Source organism: Pseudarthrobacter lactosi (assembly GCF_055412785.1).
In genome coordinates, this window is sequence record NZ_JBVAYS010000002.1 from 451,487 (window position 1) to 472,455 (window position 20,969).

Consider the following 20,969-nt stretch of genomic DNA (forward strand, 5'->3'; position numbering starts at 1 on the left):
GGTCCCGCGGACCCGCCTCCGGAAATCCCCGGCCGGCTGCCCATCAGTTTCCACAGAAGGTTTGAACAGTGCATCACTTGCTCCTCGCCCTGACCACCACGCCCTCACCGCTGCCGACGCCCGGCCTGCGTGAGGGCATCTCCGAGGACCAGATCACCCCTGGGCTGTGGGGCTTCATCATGACTGCTTTCTTTGTGCTGGCCACCACGTTGCTGATTGTGGACATGGTCCGCCGCATCCGCCGCGTCCGCTACCGCGCGCAGGCGGAAGAACAGCGCCAGGCAGCGGCCGAGGCCGCGGACATTGAAGCGGCCGACGACCACGACGGCCTCGTTGCTGCCGGGGAGCCGGATGCTGAGATCGGCGAGGCTGGCCTCGAAGGAAACGGGCAGGGCCAGTCCGCAGATCGGTCCCGGCCCCGCGACTAACGCAGGCCGAACTCCCGCGAACCCGCCGGACCCCGCCAATTCACCGGTCCGGCCAGTTCCACGGGTCCCGCCCGGTCAACTGAGGACGGCGATGGCGATCGCCGTAAAGTGTGCCGCGAACGCCAGGACTGTCAGTGCGTGGAAGAGTTCGTGGAAGCCGAAGTGCTCGTAGCTGAAGTTGGGCTTCTTGAGTGCGTAGAACACTGCGCCGGTGATGTACAGGATTCCGCCCACACAGATCAGAACGGCCGCTGGGACGCTGGCCGCGAAGAATTCGGGCAGGTAGAACAGCGACCCGCAGCCAAGTGCAATGTAGATCGGTACGTACAGCCAGCGCGGGGCGTCCGTCCACAGCAGCCTGAACAGCACGCCGAGGATGGCCCCGGACCAGATGACCCAGAGCAGCAGGACCGCCTTGGGTTGCTCCAGGAGCGACCAGGCCAGGGGTGTGTAGCTGCCGGCGATGACCAGCATGATGTTGGTGTGGTCCAGACGCTTGAGCACAATCTTCACGCCCGGTGACCAATTGCCGCGGTGGTAGATGGCACTGATGCCAAATAGCAGGACGCCAGTGGCGGCGTAGATGGCCGAGGTGATTTTCCGGTCCGTAGTGGGGGCGAGGACCACCAGGACGATTCCTGCGGCCAGTGCCAGCGGCGCCGTGACGGTATGGATCCACCCGCGCCACTTGGGCTTGATCATCAGGAGCTCGGCCAGCCGGACGGCTGCGTCGTCCAGGGGGCTGTGGCCGTGGTCCGCGGAGGGCGCGCGGGGGCCGTCAGGAGTCTGGCTGTTCATGGGTTCAGAATATCCTCTGTTTGCCTAAGTTACTCATGGGTAACAATCATGGCAGGTCAGCCGGGCACGTCCCGGCACACCCGCCCCGGTCGCGGACGGTAGCCTAGGATGTGCAATGCCGTCGAACAGTAACGGAAGTCAGGTGAGTCTCCCCATGGAATTGCCCGGGTTCCTTTATGGCTTCTACGAGAGGCGGCTGCTCAGCGAGCTTGCCGGCGGCCGCATTCCCAAGCACATCGGCGTGATGGTGGACGGTAACCGCCGCTGGGCCAAGCAGTTCAATGCACCCACCAGCCAAGGACACCAGGCTGGCGCGGACAAGATCCATGAATTCCTCGGCTGGTGTCAGGAACTTGGGGTCAAGGTAGTCACGCTGTACATGCTGTCCACGGACAATATGAGCCGGTCCAGCGAGGAGCTGGATCTTCTGATGGGGATCATTGCCAACACCCTGGACCGCCTGGACGAGGACGCGAACATCTCGGTCAACGCCATGGGTGCACCCGAACTCCTGCCCGACTACCTGGCTGAACGGCTCAATAAGCTCACAGCCCGCACACCGGTACGCGAAAAGATCCATGTCAACGTGGCGGTGGGCTACGGCGGACGCCGCGAGATCGTCGACGCCGTGCGGGAGCTGCTTCACGACGCCGTCGCCAAGGGCTCGGACATTTCGGCACTGGCTGACACGCTGTCCGTCGACGATATTTCCCGCTTCCTGTACACGCGTGGCCAGCCGGATCCGGACCTGGTCATCAGGACGTCCGGGGAGCAGCGGCTGTCAGGGTTCCTGATGTGGCAAAGCGCCTACAGCGAGTTCTACTTCTGCGAGGCGTTGTGGCCCGCTTTCCGCAAAGTGGACTTCCTTCGCGCCCTCCGGGACTATGCCGGCCGGCAGCGGCGCTTCGGCACCTGACCCGTCAGCTCCGTTCACGCGGAATTCACACGGCCGCAACAGGAATCGCCGACAGATGAAGCCGGAAATTAGTTGCTATGGAATTACGTTGTAGCTATCAGCAGGCAAAACCGCCGGCTGATCGGGGAGGCCAGTACATGGAGCGAAGTTTCGCACCGGTTGTATGGGAGGCCGTGCCCGGCCTCCAGGCCGAGCCGCCTCACCAATAACAATTCCGGGCTTGCCCGGGGCTGGAGTCGATGTGGCTATTTCTGAGCAACTGCCCGAGGCCGTTCTTGACCAGGGACAGAAAGCTACCTCTCGCACCACGCGAGCTACCTCAAAAACCGGTGCAGCAGACGAAAACTCTGCGGCCGGTTTTGCTGTCTCCGGAAGGGACGCCACCATCAGCAGCTTCGTCATTGACACCTCCGTCCTGCTCTCGGATCCACGGGCGCTGCTGCGCTTCGCCGAGCACGAGGTCATTGTTCCCATCGTTGTTATCACCGAACTTGAGGGGAAACGGCACGACCCCGAGCTGGGCTACTTTGCCCGCAAGGCGCTCCGGCTGCTCGATGACCTCCGGGTGAAACACGGCGGCCTGAGCCGGCCCATACCCATCGGCGACCAGGGCGGCACCCTGCTGGTGGAGCTGAACCACATTTCCGCCGAGGTGCTTCCGCTGGGTTTCCGCAGCGGCGATAATGACAGCCGCATCCTTGCCGTGGCCAAGAACCTGGCCAATGAAGGCCGGAACGTCACAGTGGTTTCGAAGGACCTCCCCATGCGGGTCAAGGCCTCCGCCATGGGACTTACAGCCGACGAATACCGCAACGAGCTCGTGAAGGATTCGGGCTGGACCGGCGTCGCCGAGGTGGAAGCCACTGAGGACGAAATGTCCACCCTGTACGGTCACGAGCCTGTCTTCATCCCCGCAGCCGCGGAAATGCCGGTCAACACCGGGCTGGTGATCCTCTCCAACCGGGGCTCAGCCCTGGGCCGGGTGGGCGCCGACAAGCAGGTGCGGCTGGTCAAGGGGGACCGGGACGTGTTCGGGCTCCACGGACGGTCGGCCGAACAGCGGCTCGCCCTCGACATGCTGATGGATCCCGCCGTCGGGATTGTTTCGATCGGCGGACGCGCCGGCACTGGAAAATCCGCACTGGCCCTGTGCGCCGGCCTGGAAGCGGTGCTGGAACGCCGCGAACACCGGAAGGTGATCGTCTTCCGGCCGCTCTACGCCGTGGGCGGCCAGGAACTCGGCTACCTGCCCGGCTCCGAGTCGGAAAAGATGGGCCCCTGGGCACAGGCCGTTTTTGACACGCTCGGCGCCCTGGTCAGCCAGGAAGTCGTGGAAGAAGTTATAGACCGCGGCATGCTGGAAGTCATGCCGCTGACCCACATCCGCGGCCGCTCCCTGCACGACGCCTTTGTGATCGTCGACGAGGCCCAGTCACTGGAGAAGAACGTCCTCCTCACCGTGATGAGCCGCATCGGCCAGAACTCCAAGATCGTCCTCACCCACGACGTCGCCCAGCGTGACAACCTGCGCGTCGGCCGGCATGACGGTATCGCCGCCGTCGTCGAAACCCTGAAAGGACACCCCCTCTTCGGCCACATCACCCTGACCCGCTCCGAAAGGTCGCCGATCGCAGCCCTGGTAACAGAGCTGCTGGAGGGCGCCGAGATTTAGGCGGTACGGTCCGAACGCCGGGTCGCCCTTCCTCTGCGTGCTGCTCGTTCCTCGCTTTGACGCACGCTGCCGGAAGGCTGACCCGGCGTTCACTTACGTCCGCCACCGACGCTCTCTCACTTTTAACGGGTTTCCTGCGGACGCTCTCTCACATCCCGAGGTACTTCGCCGCGGCTTCGTGGCCTTCTACCTTCAGGGGCCAGTCGGGGCGTTTGAAGGTTGCGGGGGTGAGGCGCACTTTTTGGACTTCCTCCATTTTGCCGCCCCAGGAGTGCCTGTAGACGCCGTTGAGTTCGTAGCCGAGGGAACGGGACACTCCCAGGGAGGCGGCGTTCCAGGCGGCGGCTTCGGATTCGGCCACGTCGGCGCCGAGCCAGTCGAACGCGTAAAGCGCGACGGCGGCGCGCATCTCAGTGCCGAGCCGCTGGCCATGGAGGGACTGCTTGAGCCATGAGCCGGTGCTGACGGTCTTGAGGGTGGCGAAGTCCTTGGCACCGATGTCCTGGCAGCCGATGAATTCCTGTTCGTGCCAGATGCCCAGGAGCAGGGTCCAGTCCTCGGGCGTGGCCTGGCCACGGCACCGCCAATACCACTGCGCCATTTTTGGACCAAGCTCCTCTGCGGGAAGCTCCGCCCAGGGCGTGCTGAAGGGGTTCCGGCCGGGTTCGTGGACTCCGCTCGCGGCCGCTGCAACTGCGGCGGGGATGTCGGCGTCGGCGATGGGCCGCAGCACGAGTCGGGGTGTGGTCAGCTCGAGTCCGAAGAGGGGCCAGATGGAAGTCAGCGCGGTCATCAGGGAAGCCTAGCCCAGGGCGGACCACGGTGCCTGTCAACCGCCGATGAGGCCTGAGAAGGAACTGTGGTCAGGTGCGGATGTCCCAGCTGATGTGGCGGCGGACGTCCGTAAGGTTCATGGACTCGGCCACGAACAGGTCGTCCAGCATGTATTCGTCCACGGCGAGGATCCGGATCCAGTGACCATAATCCGGGGTTGCCGTTTCCAGCGACTGGCTGGAAACACAGACGCCGGTCTCCAGGTCGATCCGCACCCGGTTGCTGCCGGGCAGGCAGAGCGGAGCGGCAGGATCCGTTGGACGGTAGGAGGCGGTAGGCGTCACGGTTGCCTCCAGCGCCGGCCGGCCGTGGTGGTCGACGCGGCGAACGGCGTCGATCTCCATGGCGTTGGTGCCCGGAAACTCGATGGGGACCGGGGAATTTCCGGCGAGTTCCACGGGATCAAGGGCTGCCGAGAAGCGGCCGTTTCCAAAGCCGGGCTCGCCGTATGCTGCCTCCGGCCGGCGCCTGACCAGGCCGCCGTCGTCGTAAACGGGCGCCACCAGGTGGGGCGGCAACAGCCAGGACTTGCGGGTGGCGCTGACGTACAAACCGTCCTTGGAATCGTTGATTCCGGTGGTGCTGTGGAGGACAAGCCGGTCAGCGGTTTCCAGGCGCAGCGCACCGGGCCGGCGGAGCCAGGCGCGGACCAGGGGAGCAGAAGGATCCGGGACATTGGTGAACGGTTCATCCCAGTATTCAAAGCGCAGGGACTGCCATTTCCAGGGCGAAGACCGGCAAAGGTTTCGGAACATGGTGCTCAGGTCCGCAGCGGCGGCACTGCCCTCCGGATCCGGCCGGCGCCTGGTATCCCATGTCGACATATCCACAGTTTACGCGTGGGCTCTGCGGTGCGGCGCACGAATCCAGTAGCATCCGAGGGGTGATCCGACGACTCGATGGACTGTGGGACGCCACCCCGCTGGCGTTCTGGCTGGTGCTGGCCGCATGTGCCTACTTTATTGTCATGGCAGTCCGCCTGACGGTCATAGACGTGCGACACCATCTGCTGCCCAACCGGATTGTCTTCCCGTCCTACGGCGTGGCCGGGGTCCTGTTGCTGGCGGCGGCCGTGGTTCACGTGATTGCCGGTCCGGCCGCGCTCCCGGCGGCGCCTGACGGCGCTGCCGAGCTGCTGGGGATTCCGGCGCTGCGCATCCTGGCCGGCGGAGCCGTGCTGTGGGGCTTCTATTTTGTCCTGCGGATGGTTTACCCGCCCGGCATGGGTTTTGGTGACGTGAAGCTGGCCGGGGTCCTGGGGATGTACCTTGGTTACCTCGGCTGGGGGCACGTCTTTGCGGGGACCTTCGCGGCGTTCCTGCTGGGTGACCTCTGGTCCCTTGCCCTGCTGGCGGCCCGCCGCGGCACGTTGAAATCCTCCATCCCGTTTGGCCCGTTTATGCTCGCCGGCGCCGCTGCCGCCATGCTGCTGCCTGCCTGACGCGGTCCGTAGTGCCCTGCCAGTTCGGGCGCCCAAGCCGCAATCGGCCGCTAGGCTGGCAGAATGCCTGCTCCTGATTACGTCCTCAAGCTCCGCGAGAAAATCGGCCATGACCCGCTTTGGGTCCCGGGTGTCCGCGGGGTGGTCCTGGACGACTCCGACCGTGTTCTCCTGGCCCGTCGCGCCGACAACGGCCACTGGGCACTGATCAGCGGCATGCTCGACCCGGGCGAACCACCAGCCCGGGGACTCGTGCGTGAAATCTTCGAGGAAACCGCGGTGGTGGCGGAGGCAGAACGGGTTGTCTCGGTGGGCACCGTAGGACCGTTCACTTATCCCAACGGCGACGTTTGTGAATTCCTGGATGTGGTGTTCCGTTGCCGGTATGTCTCAGGCACGGCACGCGTCAACGACGACGAGTCTCTGGATGTCGGATGGTTCAGCCTGGACGGCCTCCCTGAGCTGATGCCGGGCCACCTCACCAGCATCCGCCGTGCCCTGTCGCCGGAGGAAGCGGCTCATTTCGAGCCGTGACCGGAGCAGCTCTTCGGTGACAAACAACAGGGGCGCCGCGACCCCCAAGATCGCGGCGCCCCTGCAGGCTATGGTTGCGGCGTCCGCCGCTATGGCTAACAGCCGCTGCGGCTTACTGCCGTAGGGCGCCGGTCAGCGGCGCTGGGAGGCCAGCTCGCCGTCGTCGTCCTTCAGGCTGTCCGGGGCGCCGGCGACGGCGGGCTCCTTCAGCGTCCCGTCTTTCAGCAGGGCCAGGTGCTCTGCCTCCAGCCGTTCCGCCTGCTCGCCGCCGATGGCTTCGCCCCGGGCCACCATGCCAGCGGTGTCCGAAAGCGGAATCTGCTTCAAGGTGATGGCCAGGATCAGCGCGACGGCGATGAACGGCACCAAGTACCAGAAGACTGGCGCCAGGGAGTCCGCGTAGGCGTTCACGATTGCGTCGCGCAGCTGGTCAGGCAACTGGCTCAGGGCCTGCGGGTCCAGTGTGCTCGTGGACTGCGACGCCTGTTCCGCGGATGCTCCGGCGCCGGTGAACGCGTTCGTCAGCGACTCCGAAAGCCGGTTGGTGAAAATCGCGCCGAACACTGCCACGCCCAGGGACGCACCGACTTCGCGGAAGTAGTTGTTGGTGCTGGTTGCCGTGCCGATCTGATCCGCGGGGACAGAATTCTGCACCACCAGGACGATGACCTGCATGATCGATCCCAGTCCTGCGCCGAACACGAACAGCTGGACGCAGATGACCCAGATGGGCGTTTCTGCGGTCAGGGTGGTCAGCCACAGCATCGCCGCGATGGTCAGGGAGGCGCCGAGGATGGGGAACATCTTGTAGTTGCCGGTCTTGGAGATCCGGATCCCCGAGTAGATGGCCATGCCCATGAGGCCCACCATCATGGGCAGCATCAGAAGCCCGGATTCAGCGGCTGAGGTCCCGGAAGACATCTGCAGGAAGGTAGGGACGAAGGCGATGGCGGCGAACATGCCCAGGCCGAGTGTGAAGCCGATGGCCGTGGCGTTGACGAAGATCCGGTTCTTGAAGAGGCTGAGCGGGATGATGGGATCCTCCGCACGGCGTTCCACCATTACAAAAGCTGCGGCGGAGATGAGCATTCCGGCGCCGAAGGCCCACGTCAGCGGTGAATCCCAGCCCTCGTCCTTCTTACCGCCGAAGTCGGTGAAGAAGATCAGGCAAGTGGTGGCTGCGGAGAGCAGGATCACGCCCAGGATGTCGATCCGCTTCTCGGCCTTCTTGTTCGGCAGCGTCAGCGTGAACCAGGCTGTGACGAACGCGGCGATGCCGATGGGGATGTTGATGTAGAAAGCCCATTCCCAGGTCATGTGGTCTACGAAGAATCCGCCGAGCAGTGGGCCGGCCACGGCCGAGAGGCCGAAGATGGCGCCCAGGGGTCCCATGTACTTGCCGCGGTCCTTCGCAGGAACGATGTCCGCGATGATGGCTTGCGAGAGGATCATCAGCCCGCCGCCGCCCAGGCCCTGAATGGCTCGGAAGATGACAAAGCCCCAGAAATCGGTGGCCAAGGCGCAGCCCACGGACGCAAGGGTAAACAGGGCGATGGCTACAAGGAACAGGTTCCGGCGGCCCAGGACGTCACCGAACTTGCCGTAGATGGGCATCACGATGGTGGTGGCCAGCAGGTAGGCGGTGGTGATCCAGGCCTGGTGCTCTACGCCGCCGAGCTTACCCACGATGGTGGGCATGGCGGTGGAGACGATGGTCTGGTCGAGGCTGGAGAGCAGCATGCCGGCAATAAGCGCCGAGAAGATGATCCAGATTCGTTTCTGGGTCAGCAGCAGTGGGCCGGCTGCTGCCTTGGGGCTGGCAGTGGTGCTCATGATGATCCTTCGGAGGTGGTGGGGAGGCTCTGCGCGAACAGGGATTTGAGGGCCTGGGCGTCTTCGAGGAGTAGTTCGGGGAAACTGCGGATGTTCGACGCCGAGAAGTAGGTTTCGTGCGCGTGGTGGGCTACAGCGGTGATCGCTGTGACGGCCATGACCACTAGAGGATGATCGGCAGGGACGCCTTCACGTTGGGCGATGAGCTGGCGCGACGCGGCCTCGCGTTCGGCGCTGATGCCGACGATCTTTGCCACCAGCTGAGGTTCTTTCTTGATGGCGGCGATGAGCTGGCGGACGTCCGTGGCGGATTCGGAATCCACTTTCGACGCCCAGATGTCCAGGGTGAGCTGGATGAGGTCGGCCAGCAGGGACTCGGAAATGGTTCCTGGTTCGCCGCCGCCGGCCATGAAGCCGGCCATGAGTTCGCCGGGGTGCTCGTCGTCGTGGTGGCCGAGGATGGCGTCTTCCTTGGTGGGGAAGTAGTTGAAGAACGTGCGGCGGGAGATGCCCACCTCTTCGCAGACCTCTTCCACCGTGAAGCCGTTGAGTCCTTTGGCTGCGGTCAGCGAACGCGCCGCGGCGGTGACGGCCTGCCGCGTCTTCTGGCGCTTGCGTTCCCGGAGGCCGCCGTCGATGTTTGCACTATTATCCACAAAGTAAAGTTTTGCACTAAATCATCAAGAGTGCAAAAAGAATGCAGGCGCGACGAACGACGGCGGCCGGCGCCTTCCGTGGGGAAGGTGCCGGCCGCCGTCGTACTTCTCGTTTGCGAGCCTTGGGCTGGGTTAGGCCTTGTGCGGCGGGCGCGTCATGGACATAACGTCCAGCGCGGTATCCAGCTGCTCTTCGGTGACCTCGCCGCGCTCCAGGAAGCCCATGGCGACGACGGTCTCACGGATGGTGAGCCCCTCGGCCACGGCCTTCTTGGCAATCTTCGCCGCGTTTTCGTAGCCGATGTACTTGTTCAGCGGCGTCACGATCGAGGGGGAAGCTTCGGCCAGGAAGCGGGCGCGCTCCACGTTCGCGGTGATGCCGTCGATCATCTTGTCCGCCATGACCCGGCTTGTGTTGGCCAGCAGGCGGATGGACTCGAGCAGGTTGGCGGCCATCACGGGGATGCCGACGTTGAGCTCGAAGGCGCCGTTGGTGCCGGACCAGGCGATGGCGGTGTCGTTTCCGATGACCTGGGCGCAGACCATGATGGATGCCTCGCAGATGACGGGGTTGACCTTGCCCGGCATGATCGAGGAGCCCGGCTGGAGGTCCGGGATGGCGATTTCGCCGAGGCCGGTGTTGGGGCCGGAGCCCATCCAGCGGAGGTCGTTGTTGATCTTCATAAAGGAGATCGCGATGTTGCGCAGCTGGCTGGAGCCTTCGATGAGGCCGTCGCGGTTGGCCTGGGCTTCGAAGTGGTCGCGGGCTTCGGTCAGCGGCAGGCCGGTGTCCGTTGCGAGCAGTTCGATGACGCGCTCCGGGAAGCCTGCCGGGGTGTTGATGCCCGTACCCACCGCGGTGCCGCCAAGCGGAACTTCGGCAACACGGGGGAGTGCTGCGTTGATGCGCTCGATGCCGTAACGGACCTGGGCTGCGTAGCCGCCGAACTCCTGGCCGAGCGTCACCGGGGTGGCGTCCATGAGGTGCGTGCGGCCGGACTTGACGACGTCTTTGAACTCCACGGCCTTGCGTTCCAGGGACTCGGCGAGGTAGCCGAGCGCCGGGATGAGGTCGTTGATCAGGGCCGAGGTGGCCGCAACGTGGACCGAGGTGGGGAAGACATCGTTGGAGGACTGCGAGGCGTTGACGTGGTCGTTCGGGTGGACAACTTTGTCACTGCCGGCGGCCTTGAGGGCGCGGGTGGCGAGCTCGGCGAGGACCTCGTTCATGTTCATGTTCGAGGACGTGCCGGAGCCGGTCTGGAAAACGTCGATGGGGAAGTCTCCGTCGTACTTGCCGGCAGCTACCTCATCGGCGGCGGCAGCAATCGACTTGGCCAGCTCGCCGTCGAGCACCCCAAGTTCTGCGTTGGCCTGCGCGGCCGCCTTCTTGACCCGGGCGAGCGCCTCAATGTGCGCACGCTCCAGGGTCTTGCCGGAGATGGGGAAGTTTTCAACTGCACGCTGCGTCTGTGCACGGTACAGGGCGTTCACGGGGACGCGGACTTCGCCCATCGTGTCGTGTTCAATGCGGAATTCTTCAGTGGAAGTCATGGGGCTAGCTTAGGGCGATTCGGGGCCCGGACTAAAACCGTGAACCGCATGCTACGGGGATCGAATCCGGCCGGGCCTAGACGTCGCCGATCCCGGAAACCACGTTCGCGCGGCCCTCGGCAAGGCTGTAAGAGAGGCCGATCACCGCGGCGCGGCCGTTCTCGATTGCGGCGGAAATCACACGGGAGCTGTCCACCAGGCGCTGAGACGTCTGCTTGACGTGCTCCACCACCATGTCGTTCACCTCGTGCTCGCCGTTCCGCATGGCCGTCAATACCGAGGGCGTGATGCGCTCCACCAGGTCACGCATAAAGCCCACCGGCATGTTGCCGGTGTCCACTGCCGACTTGGTGGCACTGACGGCGCCGCAGCTGTCATGCCCCAGCACCACGATCAGCGGCACCCCCAGCACGCTGATGCTGTACTCCAGGGAGCCCAATACGGCGTCGTCAATTACTTGGCCGGCGGTGCGCACCACAAAGGCGTCCCCCAGGCCCAGGTCGAAGATAATCTCCGCGGCGAGCCGGGAGTCCGAGCAGCCGAAGATCACGGCAAACGGGTGCTGGTTCTCCACCAGCGAAGACCGGCGGGACGCGTCCTGGTTCGGGTGCGACGATTCGCCGGCAACAAAACGTTCGTTGCCTTCGCGCATGCGGCGCCAGGCAAGGGCAGGGGTCAGATAGGTAGCCACGGGCCTACTTTACGGGGCGGTGCTGGGTGACTGTGAAACTGTGACGGCCGGGTTGGCATCCATGGACTGCACGACGGCGGTGGCGAGTTCGGCGAATTCGTCCAGCTGTGCGCTTCCCGTCAGGACAACGGTGGTTCCGCGGTAATTCAGCACCATGCTCTTCTCGCCTTTGCCGGTGTCACGCAGCTCCCACTCCTGTCCGCCGGCCGCACGCGTTCCTGTCACAGGAGCGCTCTTGGTCTGCTGGACGAGCCAGGTGGGGTTGGACTGGCGGGTCTGGACCAGGCCGATGAAGGAATCCTTCGGGGTCAGATAGCCAACTTCCCAAGTGGGAACGCCGCTGCCGCTGCCGGACTCCCACCGTGCGTAGTTGGACGTAAACGACTTGCCCGTGTCCGGTGTCACCGGTGTGAATCCTGCCACATCCGTGGCGTTCCGGGCCACGGCGCTGACATCGATGTCCGGGCGGAATCCCTCGCTCTTGGGGAGGGGGTTCATCAGGATGACGGGCAGGAAGGCAGCGATGCTGACCACCAAGGCAACGATCATGCCGATCACGGAGGCATTGGCGCGTTTTGCCGCTGCGGCCGGGATCACTGGGCGCACGGAGGCTGGTTCGGCCGTCCCTGCGCCGTCGCCTTCAGCTCCGGAGTTGGAGGGGTCGGTCCCGGGACTGGTCTTTTCCTGCATTTCACTCACCCCTCTATAGTCGCCCATGTTCAGGCGCAACTCACAGTCGGGGGATGGCCCGAGACGGAAGGTCCATGTTGCAGGGCTGCGTCATGCCACGCTTCTAAGGCGCCGCCACGACTATGATCAGTACCAGAGGAATCACCGCACCGGCTGAATCCGGCCGCGCGGGTCCAATGATCGCCACTCGAAGAAGAGGTTCACGTGTCACCAGCGCCTATGACCCAGCAGTACTCCACGATTTCCCCCTCCCTGGCCGTGGGCATCGACGAGCCAGACCGCAACCTAGCCCTTGAGCTTGTCCGCGTCACCGAGGCTGCGGCCATCGCCGGCGGCCACTGGGTTGGTTTCGGCGACAAGAACAAAGCTGACGGCGCGGCCGTTGACGCCATGCGCTCCTTCCTTCACACAGTCCACTTCAACGGCGTTGTGGTCATCGGCGAAGGCGAAAAAGACGAAGCCCCGATGCTGTTCAACGGCGAACACGTTGGCGACGGCACCGGTCCTGAGTGCGACGTTGCTGTTGACCCGATCGACGGCACGCGCCTGACCGCCCTTGGCATCAACAACGCCCTGGCCGTTCTCGCCGTGGCTGAGCGCGGCTCCATGTTCGATCCGTCCGCCGTGTTCTACATGGAGAAACTCGTTACGGGCCCGGAAGCCGCCGACATGGTGGACCTCCGCCTGCCGGTCAAGCAGAACCTGCACCTGATCGCCAAGGCAAAGGGCGTGAAGGTCAACCAGCTCAACGTCATGATCCTTGACCGCGACCGCCACCGCCCCCTGGTCGAAGAGATCCGTGAAGCCGGTGCGCGCACCAAGTTCATCATGGACGGGGACGTTGCCGGCGCGATTGCCGCAGCCCGCTCCGGCACCGGCGTTGACGCCCTTATGGGCATCGGCGGCACCCCGGAAGGCATCGTTGCGGCCTGCGCCATCAAGTCGCTCGGCGGCGTCATCCAGGGCCGGCTCTGGCCCACCTCGGATGACGAGAAGCAGAAGGCGATCGACGCCGGCCACGACCTGGACCGCGTGCTGTCCACCAACGACCTCGTGTCCAGCGACAACTGCTACTTCGCGGCCACCGGCATCACCGACGGCGACCTCCTGAAGGGTGTCCGCTACTCCAAGGACAAGGTCCTCACCCAGTCCATCGTGATGCGTTCCAAGTCCGGCACCATCCGCTTTGTTGACGGCGAGCACCAGGCCAGCAAGTGGGAAGGCTACGCCCGCAAGAACTAGGTTCGCCCCTGCGCCCCCTCGGGGGACGCGCGAACGTACAGTTGAGGCCCCGATTCGAGCGGAATCGGGGCCTCAACTGTACGTTCGCGCAAGGGATCACGCCCTGCTGGTGGACTGGCCCTCAGACTGGCCGCCCGGCCGCCTCAGTGTTGCCCTGATCTTTTCCAGCAGAAAGGGCTTGTCGCCCTCGAGGTCGTCCTTGAAGACCCTGATTTCATTCCAGCCGAGGCGCTCGGTCGTTGCGCGTCGGGCAGCGTCAAGCCGGGCCTGCCGTGGGTCGGAGTGATGGAAGCCGTCATATTGCAGGGAGATTCTTTGTGTCGGGTAGGCGGCGTCGGGCCAAACGGCGGGCTGGCCCCAGCTGTTGCGAATCACACAGTTAAGGACCGGCTCGCCAATGCTGGTCCGGGACAGGGCCAAACGCATCTTCGTTTCCTGCGGCGAATCGGCCCCGACGCGTATCTCGTCGATGGCCAGCCGTGCCGTCTTCATGCCCCGCATGCCTGGATGGGAGGCCATCATCCGCCGCAGATCGCCGATGCTGGCCAGAGGCTCCTTCGGACGGGGGAAGTCAGGCCCGTGTGCCACGACAACCGAGTCCCCAGCGGCGATCAATTCGTCGACGGTCAAGAGGCTCGCGAGATCCAACCACGTCCGCGCAGGCGAGGTGACGCGGACGCCGTCGTACATCACAACTTCACCCGGCTGGAACGTCAACCGGTGGCCAACCACGTTCCTGCGCCTGGGTTTTCCGTCTGACCGGCCGCGGGCGATGTGGATCTGCCAGTCCTCCTCAAGCCAAGGCGGAAGCCCGAGTGCCCATACCCTCGCTCCTGAGTGATGCGTCAGGGCAGACGAATTGTCCAGCGCCGTGTACGCGCGAAGGTTCGCAGGCGCGGCCGAATTCCCATGAAGAGGTATGCGGATGCCGCGGGATGGAATGCTGACGTCGGGTTGCCGCTGCCGTTTGCGCGAAACGCCAGAGCCGGCCGCGATGGCCGGGGTGAAGGAACCTGCCAGTAGCTCGTCAGGGAGCGGTGAGAGAGCCATGCTTCAGTGTGCAGGAAACGCGAGGGCCCGAGGCTGTTATCCACAGGCCAGCGTCACACCTCCGCGCGAACGTACAGTTGAGGCCCTAAATCGGCGCCTTTTGGGGCCCCAAGTGTACGTTCGCGCCAGGGGGAGGGGCTTAAGTGTTCGTTCGGGCGGGCGTTGAAGCGGGGGAGCGGAGTGTGCGGAGCTTGTCGCGCAGCTTGCGGGCCAGCTGATAGGCGTTGTAGCGGAGCTTCTTCACGGGCAAGTCCCAGGTGCCGGGGTACGCCACCTCGTGGCCGCCGAAGGACTTCTTGAACGCGGTGAATCCCGCCCATTTGTGGTCGGGCTGGTCCGCGGGCGCAACGCCCCACAGGTCCACGTGTTTCAGGCCCCGGTCCTTGGCGTCCGCCATCAGGGTCACCAGGAGCGGTATGCCAGCGCTGAGCTTGCGGTGCGTGTCATCCAGGGCTGCATGGGCATACGTCCGGGTGTCCGCGGAATCGTAGGCGAAGGCCGCAGCGATCGGCCCGCCGTGCAGTTCGGCGATGAACAGCGTCGCAGCGCCCGCGGGCATCAGGGAGGCCGCCACCTGGGTCAGGTACTCGTCGCTTTGCGGCTTGAATCCGTTCCGCCGGGCTGTCATGTGCAGGAAGTTCAGCAGGATCCTGATGTCGTCCGGCTCCTGTGACGTCCGGAAGGTGACGCCCTTCTTGTGGATGTTCCGGTAAAGGTTCCGGTTCACGGGCTTCATCGCGGCCAGGACATCCTTGAAGTCGCCTTCGAGGTCAACGATCCAGCTGAGTTCAGGCTGCTGGTTCACGGGTGCCGGCCGCAGGCCGCGCCGGCTAAGCTCCGCGCCGGCCGGCATCTCGAGCCCGGCGGACACCGGCTCAACCCGGACAAACACTGCCCCGCACGACCGGGCTGTTGCCACCAGGGCGGCCAGGGCGGCGTCGAACGCCTCCGCGGTGGATGCCACCGGTCCATAGGGGGCGTACAGGACCTTGCCGGCCGGGTTCTTCTCCTCTACCGCCAAGAAGCTCCAGCCTGGGCCGGACTGCTGATGGACGGTGCGGCCCAGCGACGACTGGAAATCCGCCCAGGCGGGCGTCTGCAGGAAGAATTCCACGGCTCAGGCCTTCAGCGACGTGGTCACGGCGAACGCAATGGCCGGTGATTCGGCCCCGGCCACCGGGTGGACATTTACCGGTGCTTCCGCGGCGGGCAGGAAGGCGCTGCCGCCGTGGGCCAGCTGCAGGTCGCCCTTGGGCGAATCGAGATACACCGATCCGGCAACAACAATGACGACGACGGCTCCCGCCTGTGCCAGCGGGACCGGCTCTGCGCCGGGTGCCAGTTCGATCCGCTGAAGCTGGAACTCCCGGAAAGGCGGCTGATAGAGCTCCTGGCCAAGGCCGGAGAATTCCGGAGTGAGCCTGGGGATGGCCACCGACTGGAATTCCACGGTCCGCAGTAGCTCGGGCACGTCCACGTACTTCGGCGTCAGCCCGCCACGGAGCACGTTGTCCGAGGACGCCATGACTTCGACACCCATGCCGTGCAGGTAAGCATGTACATTGCCCGCGGGAAGGTAGACGGCCTCACCCGGGGCCAGCGAAATCCTGTTCAGCAGCAGTGAAATCAGGACGCCCGGATCGCCCGGGTACTTCTCGTTGAGGCTGATAACCGTGGACAATTCCGCCTGGTACGGAGCCAGCGGAGCACCGGAGGCCAGGGCGGCCGCCACCGACGCTGTGGTGTGCGAGACGTCGTCGCCGCCCTTGATCAGCCGCTCGAAGGCACTCCTGAGACCGGCACCCTCATCCGGGTTTTCCAAGACGTCGACGAGCTCCACCAACAGGGGCGGGATCCCGGTTTCCACGCGGTCGAAGCAGGCGGCCAGGTGGAGCAGGATCTTCCGGGTTTCAGTCGGCGCCCGGAACCCGCACAACGCTTCGAACGGCGTCAGCGCAAAGATCATTTCGGGCTTGTGGTTGTCATCGCGGTAGTTGCGGTGGTCGGCATCGGGCGCAATGCCTTCAGCATTCTCCCGGCCGAAACCTACCTTGGCCTGTTCAATGCTGGGATGGACCTGGAGCGACAACGGTTGGGCGGCAGCAAGGATCTTGGTCAGGAACGGGAGCCGCGGGCCAAACTCGGCCACAGATTCGCTGCCCAGGAAATGTTCTGGATCTTCGGCAATCAAGGCATCCAGCGCTGCCACGGTGCCGTCCGCCCGGCGGGCCATGGAAGGGGCACCGGAATGGGCTCCGATCCAGAGTTCGGCTTCCGGGCGGCCGGACTCGGGGCGTCCCAGCAGCCCTGCCATGGCGGTGATGGATCCCCAAGCGTAGTCGCGGAGGACGTTCTCAATTTCGTACACAGCCGGTGTCCGTTCTTGGTCTTCGGTTCGGTGGTTCTACGCGGTCAGGGTTCGACGCAGTCAGGACGGCAGCAGGCGCCTACTGCGGCGCACATTGTCCGTTGGTGGCCACAAGTTGGCGGATAGCTTCCTCGTTACGCTCGCGCTTGAGCTGGTTCAGCAGCTCCTCGGTGATCGGCTCGCCGTCGGGCGTTGTGGTTACCGGCGTGAAGTCCGACGACGGTGGGGCGGTCTGCACGGGGGCTCCACCGGCTGCCAGTAACGCAGCCATTGGCACCTGTGCGGACGCCTGCAGCCGTCCGCCGGCAGTGGCGGGCTCAACCAGGCCGTCGACGGGCGCGACGGCCTGCGGTGCCGACGCGGAGGCAAGCAGCTCATCCACCTTGGCGTGGATGATGTCAAAGTCAGGCACCGTGGAGAAGGACGCGTCGAAGTCGGGCGGGCCGATGGTGAGGCGCTTGGCCTCCTGCCCCTTGGCCTTTGTGGCGAGATCCACAAAACTGCCGAGCTGGGACGACGAAATGTTGGACTCCACAACCTTGGTGCCTGCGCTGGCGATGTCCTCGAATTTGGACAGCAGCGTGGCAGGGTCCAGCTGCTTCAGCATGGCCTGCTGGACGCACTGCTGACGCTGGATCCGGGAATAGTCGTCGACGTATTCGCGGGACCTGCCGTACCAGAGGGCGTGCTCGCCATCGAGTGTTTGTTCACCCGCAGGAATCCAGCCCAATGGCATGCCATGGGTGCGGGTAGCTTCGTCGAAGAAACCGCTCATCGGAACCCAGCCGCCGGCCTTGATTTTGATGCCGCCCATCGCGTCAATGAGTTTGGCGAAGCCCGCCATATCCACCAGGACGTACGCCTGGACGGTAATGCCCAGCGTTCCTGAGACTGCTTCGAGCGTGGCTTGGGCGCCGGGGTCTGCTACGCCCGGGTAGAGGTCGGCGTAGTCATTCGTCACTTCGGTGTTGATGGCGTTGATGAGGCACTCGTCGCCGCAGTTGTAGCCGTCCGGGTAGATCTCGCGCATGGGCGAGCCTTCGCTGAACTGGGCGTTCTGCAGGTTGCGGGGCACGGAGATGATGGCAGTCTGGCCGGTCTTGGCGTCCACGCTGAGCACGGAGAGGCTGTCCGGGCGCCTGCCAGTGCGGTCGTCGCCGGCGTCACCGCCCATCATCAGGAAGTTGTAGCGGCCATCCACGGGATCGATAGTAGGTCCCCCCGCGAAGATATTGCCGATGGCGTTGCGGCCCACGTTCAGCAGGTACGCGGCATACCCAAGCGTGCCGCTGCTCAGGACCAGGGCAAGGACCAGGGCAATGCCGACGGCGGGACGCGCCGCCGGTGCCAGCAGGACAGGGCGGATCAGCCGGAGTGTGTTGATGAACAGGAACGCCCATCCGAGCGCCAGTGCCACCAGGACCAGGATGATCACCAGCGAGGCAAACTGATTGGTGAGGACGTTGATCACCAGCGACCGGTTCACTACCAACATCAGCAGGGTGAGCGCCAGCAAAGCCCAAGCGCTGAGGGTGACGCGCAGGGCAATGCGGCCGAGCTTGCGGTCGCCGGCCACAATTTGGGCGCTGCCTGGCACCAGGAGGGTCATCAGGACCAGGGCAAAACCCCGTTTGGTCCGGACTGGCACGGAGGCGCTGGACGGATACCGGACGGGATCAGTCATGACTGTGCCGGTTGCTGGCTGCTGGGGTTCGCTTCTGGACATGTCGGGTTCCTTAACGGCTGCCCCGGAGAACACCATTGCCGTCGGCGAAGACTTCGCTGACTTTCTGCCTGAGGTTGGCTCCCTTGCGGGAGGCGACGTCGTTGAGTTCCTGGGCGAAGTCCAGGAGGCCGGCGCGCAGGGAGGCTGCCAGCTCGTCCGTTCCTGACGCGAGGATCCGGACCGCGAGCAGGCCTGCATTCCGGGCACCGGCAATGGACACGGTGGCGACGGGGACGCCGGCTGGCATCTGCACGATGGAGAGGAGGGAATCCATGCCGTCCAGGGTCTTCAGCGGGACCGGGACGCCGATGACGGGCAGGGGCGTCACGCTTGCCAGCATGCCGGGAAGGTGTGCGGCTCCGCCGGCGCCGGCGATGATGACCCGCAGCCCGCGCTCGTGGGCGGTCTGGCCGTACCGGATCATTTCGGTGGGCATCCGGTGAGCGGAGACCACATCGGCTTCGAAGGGGATGCCGAACTCAGCCAGTGCATCCGCGGCGGCTTCCATGACCGGCCAATCCGAATCTGAGCCCATAACCAGCCCAACGATGGGACGGGGGCGGGTGCCGGCGCTGCCGGTGGTGGTTTCGGTGGTCATGCGTTCTCCTCGGAAATCCGTACTGATTCTTCGGTGGGAACCCGGCCGTCGCGGATGATGGCCGCCACCCGGGTTGCGCGTTGCCGGACCGAGTCCACATCATCCGTGGAGGTCCCGACCAGGTTGACATGGCCGATCTTGCGTCCCGGGCGCACTGACTTGCCGTAGCAGTGGACCTTGGCGGCCGGCTCGCTGGCAAGGGCGGCAGGGTAGGCGGAAAACAGGTCCTGGTTGTCGCCGCCGAGGAAATTCTTCATAACCACTACCGGGCCCAGAATGTCCGTAGCACCCAGCGGCAGGTCAAGGACCGCCCGCAGGTGCTGCTCGAACTGGCTGGTGACGGAACCGTCCTGGGTCCAGTGGCCGGTGTTGTGGGGCCGCATGGCGAGCTCGTTGATCAGGAAGCCGACGCCTGAACCCGGCGTTTCAAAGAGCTCCGCCGCCATCACTCCGGTGACGCCCAGTTCCGAGGCGACGCGCAACGCCGCATCTTCCGCGGCCGCGGCTACCTCGAGGGGGATATCCAGGGCAGGGGCAATGACTTCGTCGCAGACGCCATCCACCTGGATGGTGTGCACCACGGGCCACGCCCTCGCTTCGCCGCCCGGTGTCCGGGCCACGAGTGCGGACAATTCGCGGCTGAACTCAACCTTGGCTTCCGCGAGGAGCGGGCTCATGGCCTCGAACCACGGAGCCGCCTCGTCGGCGGCCTCGGCGGAATCGATGATCCGAACGCCCTTGCCGTCGTAGCCGCCGCGGGGCATCTTGAGGACAACGGGCCAACCGGTTTCGTCGCCGAAGGCCACAAGTGCGGCTACGTCAGCCACGGCAGCCCAAATGGGGTTTGGGAGCCCCAAGCTGTCGATGGCAGCCCTCATCACCAGTTTGTCCTGGGCATTGACCAGGGCGTCCGGACCGGGCTGGACATTCACGCCGGCGGCCAAAAGCGCCCGGAGGTGGTCCGTGGGGACGTGTTCGTGATCGAACGTCATAACATCCAAGCCGTCCGCGAAGTCGAGGAGTGTCTGGAGGTCCTTGTAGTCACCCACCGGTGAAGTGGACACGGCAGATACGGCTGAAACGTCCTCCGCCTCAGCCAGGACACGGAGTTCAAAGCCGAGGGCGGTAGCGGCCGGGGCCATCATGCGCGCGAGTTGGCCGCCGCCAACCACGCCGATTACTGGAAAAGTCACATGTGCCAGCCTACAGAAAAGCTCACCGGATCCGGGCTTTGGGACGCCGAGGGGCCCCCTTTTCGGGTATTTCCGTCCCCACTCTGCACTCCGCGGGGGCCGGTTCACCGTTTTCGGGTCTAAAATAGACCTCTGGCCGTGTGGCCCATTGAACGGACGGCCATGGAGGGTCATGTTTAGCGCACTTGCAGATCGTATCCGGGGGCTCGCCTCGCTATTTTGGCGTGAAGTGGCCAAGTTCGGAGCCGTGGGCGGTGTGGCCTTCGTCATTGACTCGGCAATCTTCATCTGGCTGTTCACCGGTCCGATGCATGGCAGTGAGGTGTGGGCCAAGGCCGTCGCGACCATCGTCGCCAGCATCTTCTCGTGGGTTGCCAACCGATACTGGACGTTCCGCCACCGCAAGCAGGCCAATGTGGCCCGTGAGGCCATGCTGTTCGCCATTATGAACCTGGTGGGACTCCTGATCGCCTCAGGCTGCGTCTGGTTCGCGAAATACATCCTGGACCTGAACGACAAGCCCTCGCTCTTTATTGCCGGCAGCGTGGTGGGTCTGGTTCTGGGCACCATCTTCCGCTTCTTCGCTTACCGGTTCTGGGTCTTCAACGAAGAGCTGGACCAGGAGCCGGAGTTCTCACACGACCACGAGCTCATCGAGCGGCACCATCAGGAGAAGGCCGCCGCCGCCCTACTCGGGGAACAGCCGGGCGGGGACTCACCGGAAGGCCGCCGGCAGCCCTGACGC

At 64.8% G+C, this 20,969-nt stretch carries 21 protein-coding genes; 7 read left to right on the top strand and 14 right to left on the bottom strand.

Going from position 1 to position 20,969, the window contains the following annotated elements; genetic code table 11:
• Positions 1-68: 68 nt before the first annotated feature.
• A complete protein-coding gene (locus ACZY0Q_RS12035; protein WP_463917134.1) occupies positions 69-428 on the top strand; it encodes a hypothetical protein in 360 nt (119 codons plus the stop codon).
• A gap of 75 nt (positions 429-503) precedes the next feature.
• Here the strand turns inward: ACZY0Q_RS12035 and trhA are convergent, their stop codons facing one another.
• On the bottom strand, positions 504-1,226 hold the full coding sequence (gene trhA, locus ACZY0Q_RS12040) for a PAQR family membrane homeostasis protein TrhA (protein WP_463917135.1): 723 nt from the start codon (positions 1,224-1,226) through the stop codon (positions 504-506).
• Positions 1,227-1,380: 154 nt separating this feature from the next.
• Here trhA and ACZY0Q_RS12045 point away from each other — a divergent pair, with 154 nt between their 5' ends.
• Both ACZY0Q_RS12045 and ACZY0Q_RS12050 read left to right on the top strand, forming a co-directional pair.
• Positions 1,381-2,142, top strand: coding sequence for an isoprenyl transferase (locus ACZY0Q_RS12045; protein ID WP_463917137.1), 762 nt, complete (start codon positions 1,381-1,383; stop codon positions 2,140-2,142).
• 241 nt (positions 2,143-2,383) lie between these two features.
• Complete coding sequence (locus ACZY0Q_RS12050; RefSeq protein ID WP_463917139.1) at positions 2,384-3,814, top strand: PhoH family protein; 1,431 nt, start codon at positions 2,384-2,386, stop codon at positions 3,812-3,814.
• A 148-nt stretch (positions 3,815-3,962) separates the two neighbouring features.
• On the opposite strand, the gene ACZY0Q_RS12055 is transcribed toward ACZY0Q_RS12050, so the two are convergent.
• Both ACZY0Q_RS12055 and ACZY0Q_RS12060 read right to left on the bottom strand, forming a co-directional pair.
• On the bottom strand, positions 3,963-4,607 hold the full coding sequence (locus ACZY0Q_RS12055) for a GNAT family N-acetyltransferase (RefSeq protein ID WP_463917140.1): 645 nt from the start codon (positions 4,605-4,607) through the stop codon (positions 3,963-3,965).
• A gap of 70 nt (positions 4,608-4,677) precedes the next feature.
• On the bottom strand, positions 4,678-5,472 hold the full coding sequence (locus ACZY0Q_RS12060; RefSeq protein WP_463917142.1) for a hypothetical protein: 795 nt from the start codon (positions 5,470-5,472) through the stop codon (positions 4,678-4,680).
• Positions 5,473-5,531: 59 nt separating this feature from the next.
• Between ACZY0Q_RS12060 and ACZY0Q_RS12065 the strand changes: the two genes are divergently transcribed.
• Both ACZY0Q_RS12065 and ACZY0Q_RS12070 read left to right on the top strand, forming a co-directional pair.
• A complete protein-coding gene (locus tag ACZY0Q_RS12065) occupies positions 5,532-6,089 on the top strand; it encodes a prepilin peptidase (protein ID WP_463917143.1) in 558 nt (185 codons plus the stop codon).
• Between the two features lie 63 nt (positions 6,090-6,152).
• Positions 6,153-6,623 (top strand): NUDIX hydrolase, encoded by a 471-nt coding sequence (locus ACZY0Q_RS12070; RefSeq protein WP_463917144.1) that lies wholly within the window; start codon positions 6,153-6,155, stop codon positions 6,621-6,623.
• Between the two features lie 132 nt (positions 6,624-6,755).
• Here the strand turns inward: ACZY0Q_RS12070 and ACZY0Q_RS12075 are convergent, their stop codons facing one another.
• The 5 genes from ACZY0Q_RS12075 to ACZY0Q_RS12095 form a co-directional block, all read right to left on the bottom strand.
• A complete protein-coding gene (locus ACZY0Q_RS12075; RefSeq protein WP_463917146.1) occupies positions 6,756-8,456 on the bottom strand; it encodes an MDR family MFS transporter in 1,701 nt (566 codons plus the stop codon).
• A complete protein-coding gene (locus ACZY0Q_RS12080; protein WP_463917148.1) occupies positions 8,453-9,112 on the bottom strand; it encodes a TetR/AcrR family transcriptional regulator in 660 nt (219 codons plus the stop codon). The genes ACZY0Q_RS12075 and ACZY0Q_RS12080 overlap by 4 nt, the downstream gene beginning before the upstream one ends.
• 132 nt (positions 9,113-9,244) lie before the next feature.
• Positions 9,245-10,666 (bottom strand): class II fumarate hydratase, encoded by a 1,422-nt coding sequence (locus ACZY0Q_RS12085; RefSeq protein ID WP_463917150.1) that lies wholly within the window; start codon positions 10,664-10,666, stop codon positions 9,245-9,247.
• Between the two features lie 76 nt (positions 10,667-10,742).
• Positions 10,743-11,357 carry a carbonic anhydrase gene (locus ACZY0Q_RS12090; protein WP_463917152.1) on the bottom strand — a complete coding sequence of 205 codons (615 nt, stop codon included), beginning with the start codon at positions 11,355-11,357 and terminating at the stop codon, positions 10,743-10,745.
• A gap of 9 nt (positions 11,358-11,366) precedes the next feature.
• On the bottom strand, positions 11,367-12,047 hold the full coding sequence (locus ACZY0Q_RS12095; RefSeq protein WP_463917564.1) for a DUF4245 domain-containing protein: 681 nt from the start codon (positions 12,045-12,047) through the stop codon (positions 11,367-11,369).
• Between the two features lie 219 nt (positions 12,048-12,266).
• On the opposite strand from ACZY0Q_RS12095, the gene glpX reads away from it, so the two are divergent.
• Positions 12,267-13,289, top strand: a complete 1,023-nt coding sequence (gene glpX / locus ACZY0Q_RS12100; RefSeq protein WP_181037131.1) for a class II fructose-bisphosphatase — start codon at positions 12,267-12,269, stop codon at positions 13,287-13,289.
• A 96-nt stretch (positions 13,290-13,385) separates the two neighbouring features.
• On the opposite strand, the gene ACZY0Q_RS12105 is transcribed toward glpX, so the two are convergent.
• The 6 genes from ACZY0Q_RS12105 to ACZY0Q_RS12130 all read right to left on the bottom strand — a co-directional run bounded on the left by ACZY0Q_RS12105 (position 13,386) and on the right by ACZY0Q_RS12130 (position 20,224).
• The gene (locus ACZY0Q_RS12105) at positions 13,386-14,339 is read right to left on the bottom strand and encodes a hypothetical protein (protein WP_463917154.1); all 954 of its coding nucleotides are present in this window, start codon (positions 14,337-14,339) and stop codon (positions 13,386-13,388) included.
• 139 nt (positions 14,340-14,478) lie between these two features.
• Complete coding sequence (locus tag ACZY0Q_RS12110) at positions 14,479-15,453, bottom strand: lipid II:glycine glycyltransferase FemX (protein ID WP_463917155.1); 975 nt, start codon at positions 15,451-15,453, stop codon at positions 14,479-14,481.
• Between the two features lie 3 nt (positions 15,454-15,456).
• Positions 15,457-16,707 carry a mannose-6-phosphate isomerase, class I gene (manA, locus tag ACZY0Q_RS12115; protein ID WP_463917157.1) on the bottom strand — a complete coding sequence of 417 codons (1,251 nt, stop codon included), beginning with the start codon at positions 16,705-16,707 and terminating at the stop codon, positions 15,457-15,459.
• 79 nt (positions 16,708-16,786) lie between these two features.
• Positions 16,787-18,433 (bottom strand): LCP family protein, encoded by a 1,647-nt coding sequence (locus tag ACZY0Q_RS12120; protein ID WP_463917159.1) that lies wholly within the window; start codon positions 18,431-18,433, stop codon positions 16,787-16,789.
• 10 nt (positions 18,434-18,443) lie between these two features.
• On the bottom strand, positions 18,444-19,031 hold the full coding sequence (purE, locus tag ACZY0Q_RS12125; protein WP_463917160.1) for a 5-(carboxyamino)imidazole ribonucleotide mutase: 588 nt from the start codon (positions 19,029-19,031) through the stop codon (positions 18,444-18,446).
• Positions 19,028-20,224, bottom strand: a complete 1,197-nt coding sequence (locus tag ACZY0Q_RS12130; RefSeq protein ID WP_463917162.1) for a 5-(carboxyamino)imidazole ribonucleotide synthase — start codon at positions 20,222-20,224, stop codon at positions 19,028-19,030. The genes purE and ACZY0Q_RS12130 overlap by 4 nt, the downstream gene beginning before the upstream one ends.
• A gap of 172 nt (positions 20,225-20,396) precedes the next feature.
• On the opposite strand from ACZY0Q_RS12130, the gene ACZY0Q_RS12135 reads away from it, so the two are divergent.
• The gene (locus tag ACZY0Q_RS12135) at positions 20,397-20,966 is read left to right on the top strand and encodes a GtrA family protein (protein WP_463917163.1); all 570 of its coding nucleotides are present in this window, start codon (positions 20,397-20,399) and stop codon (positions 20,964-20,966) included.
• The last annotated feature ends 3 nt before the right edge of the window (positions 20,967-20,969 follow it).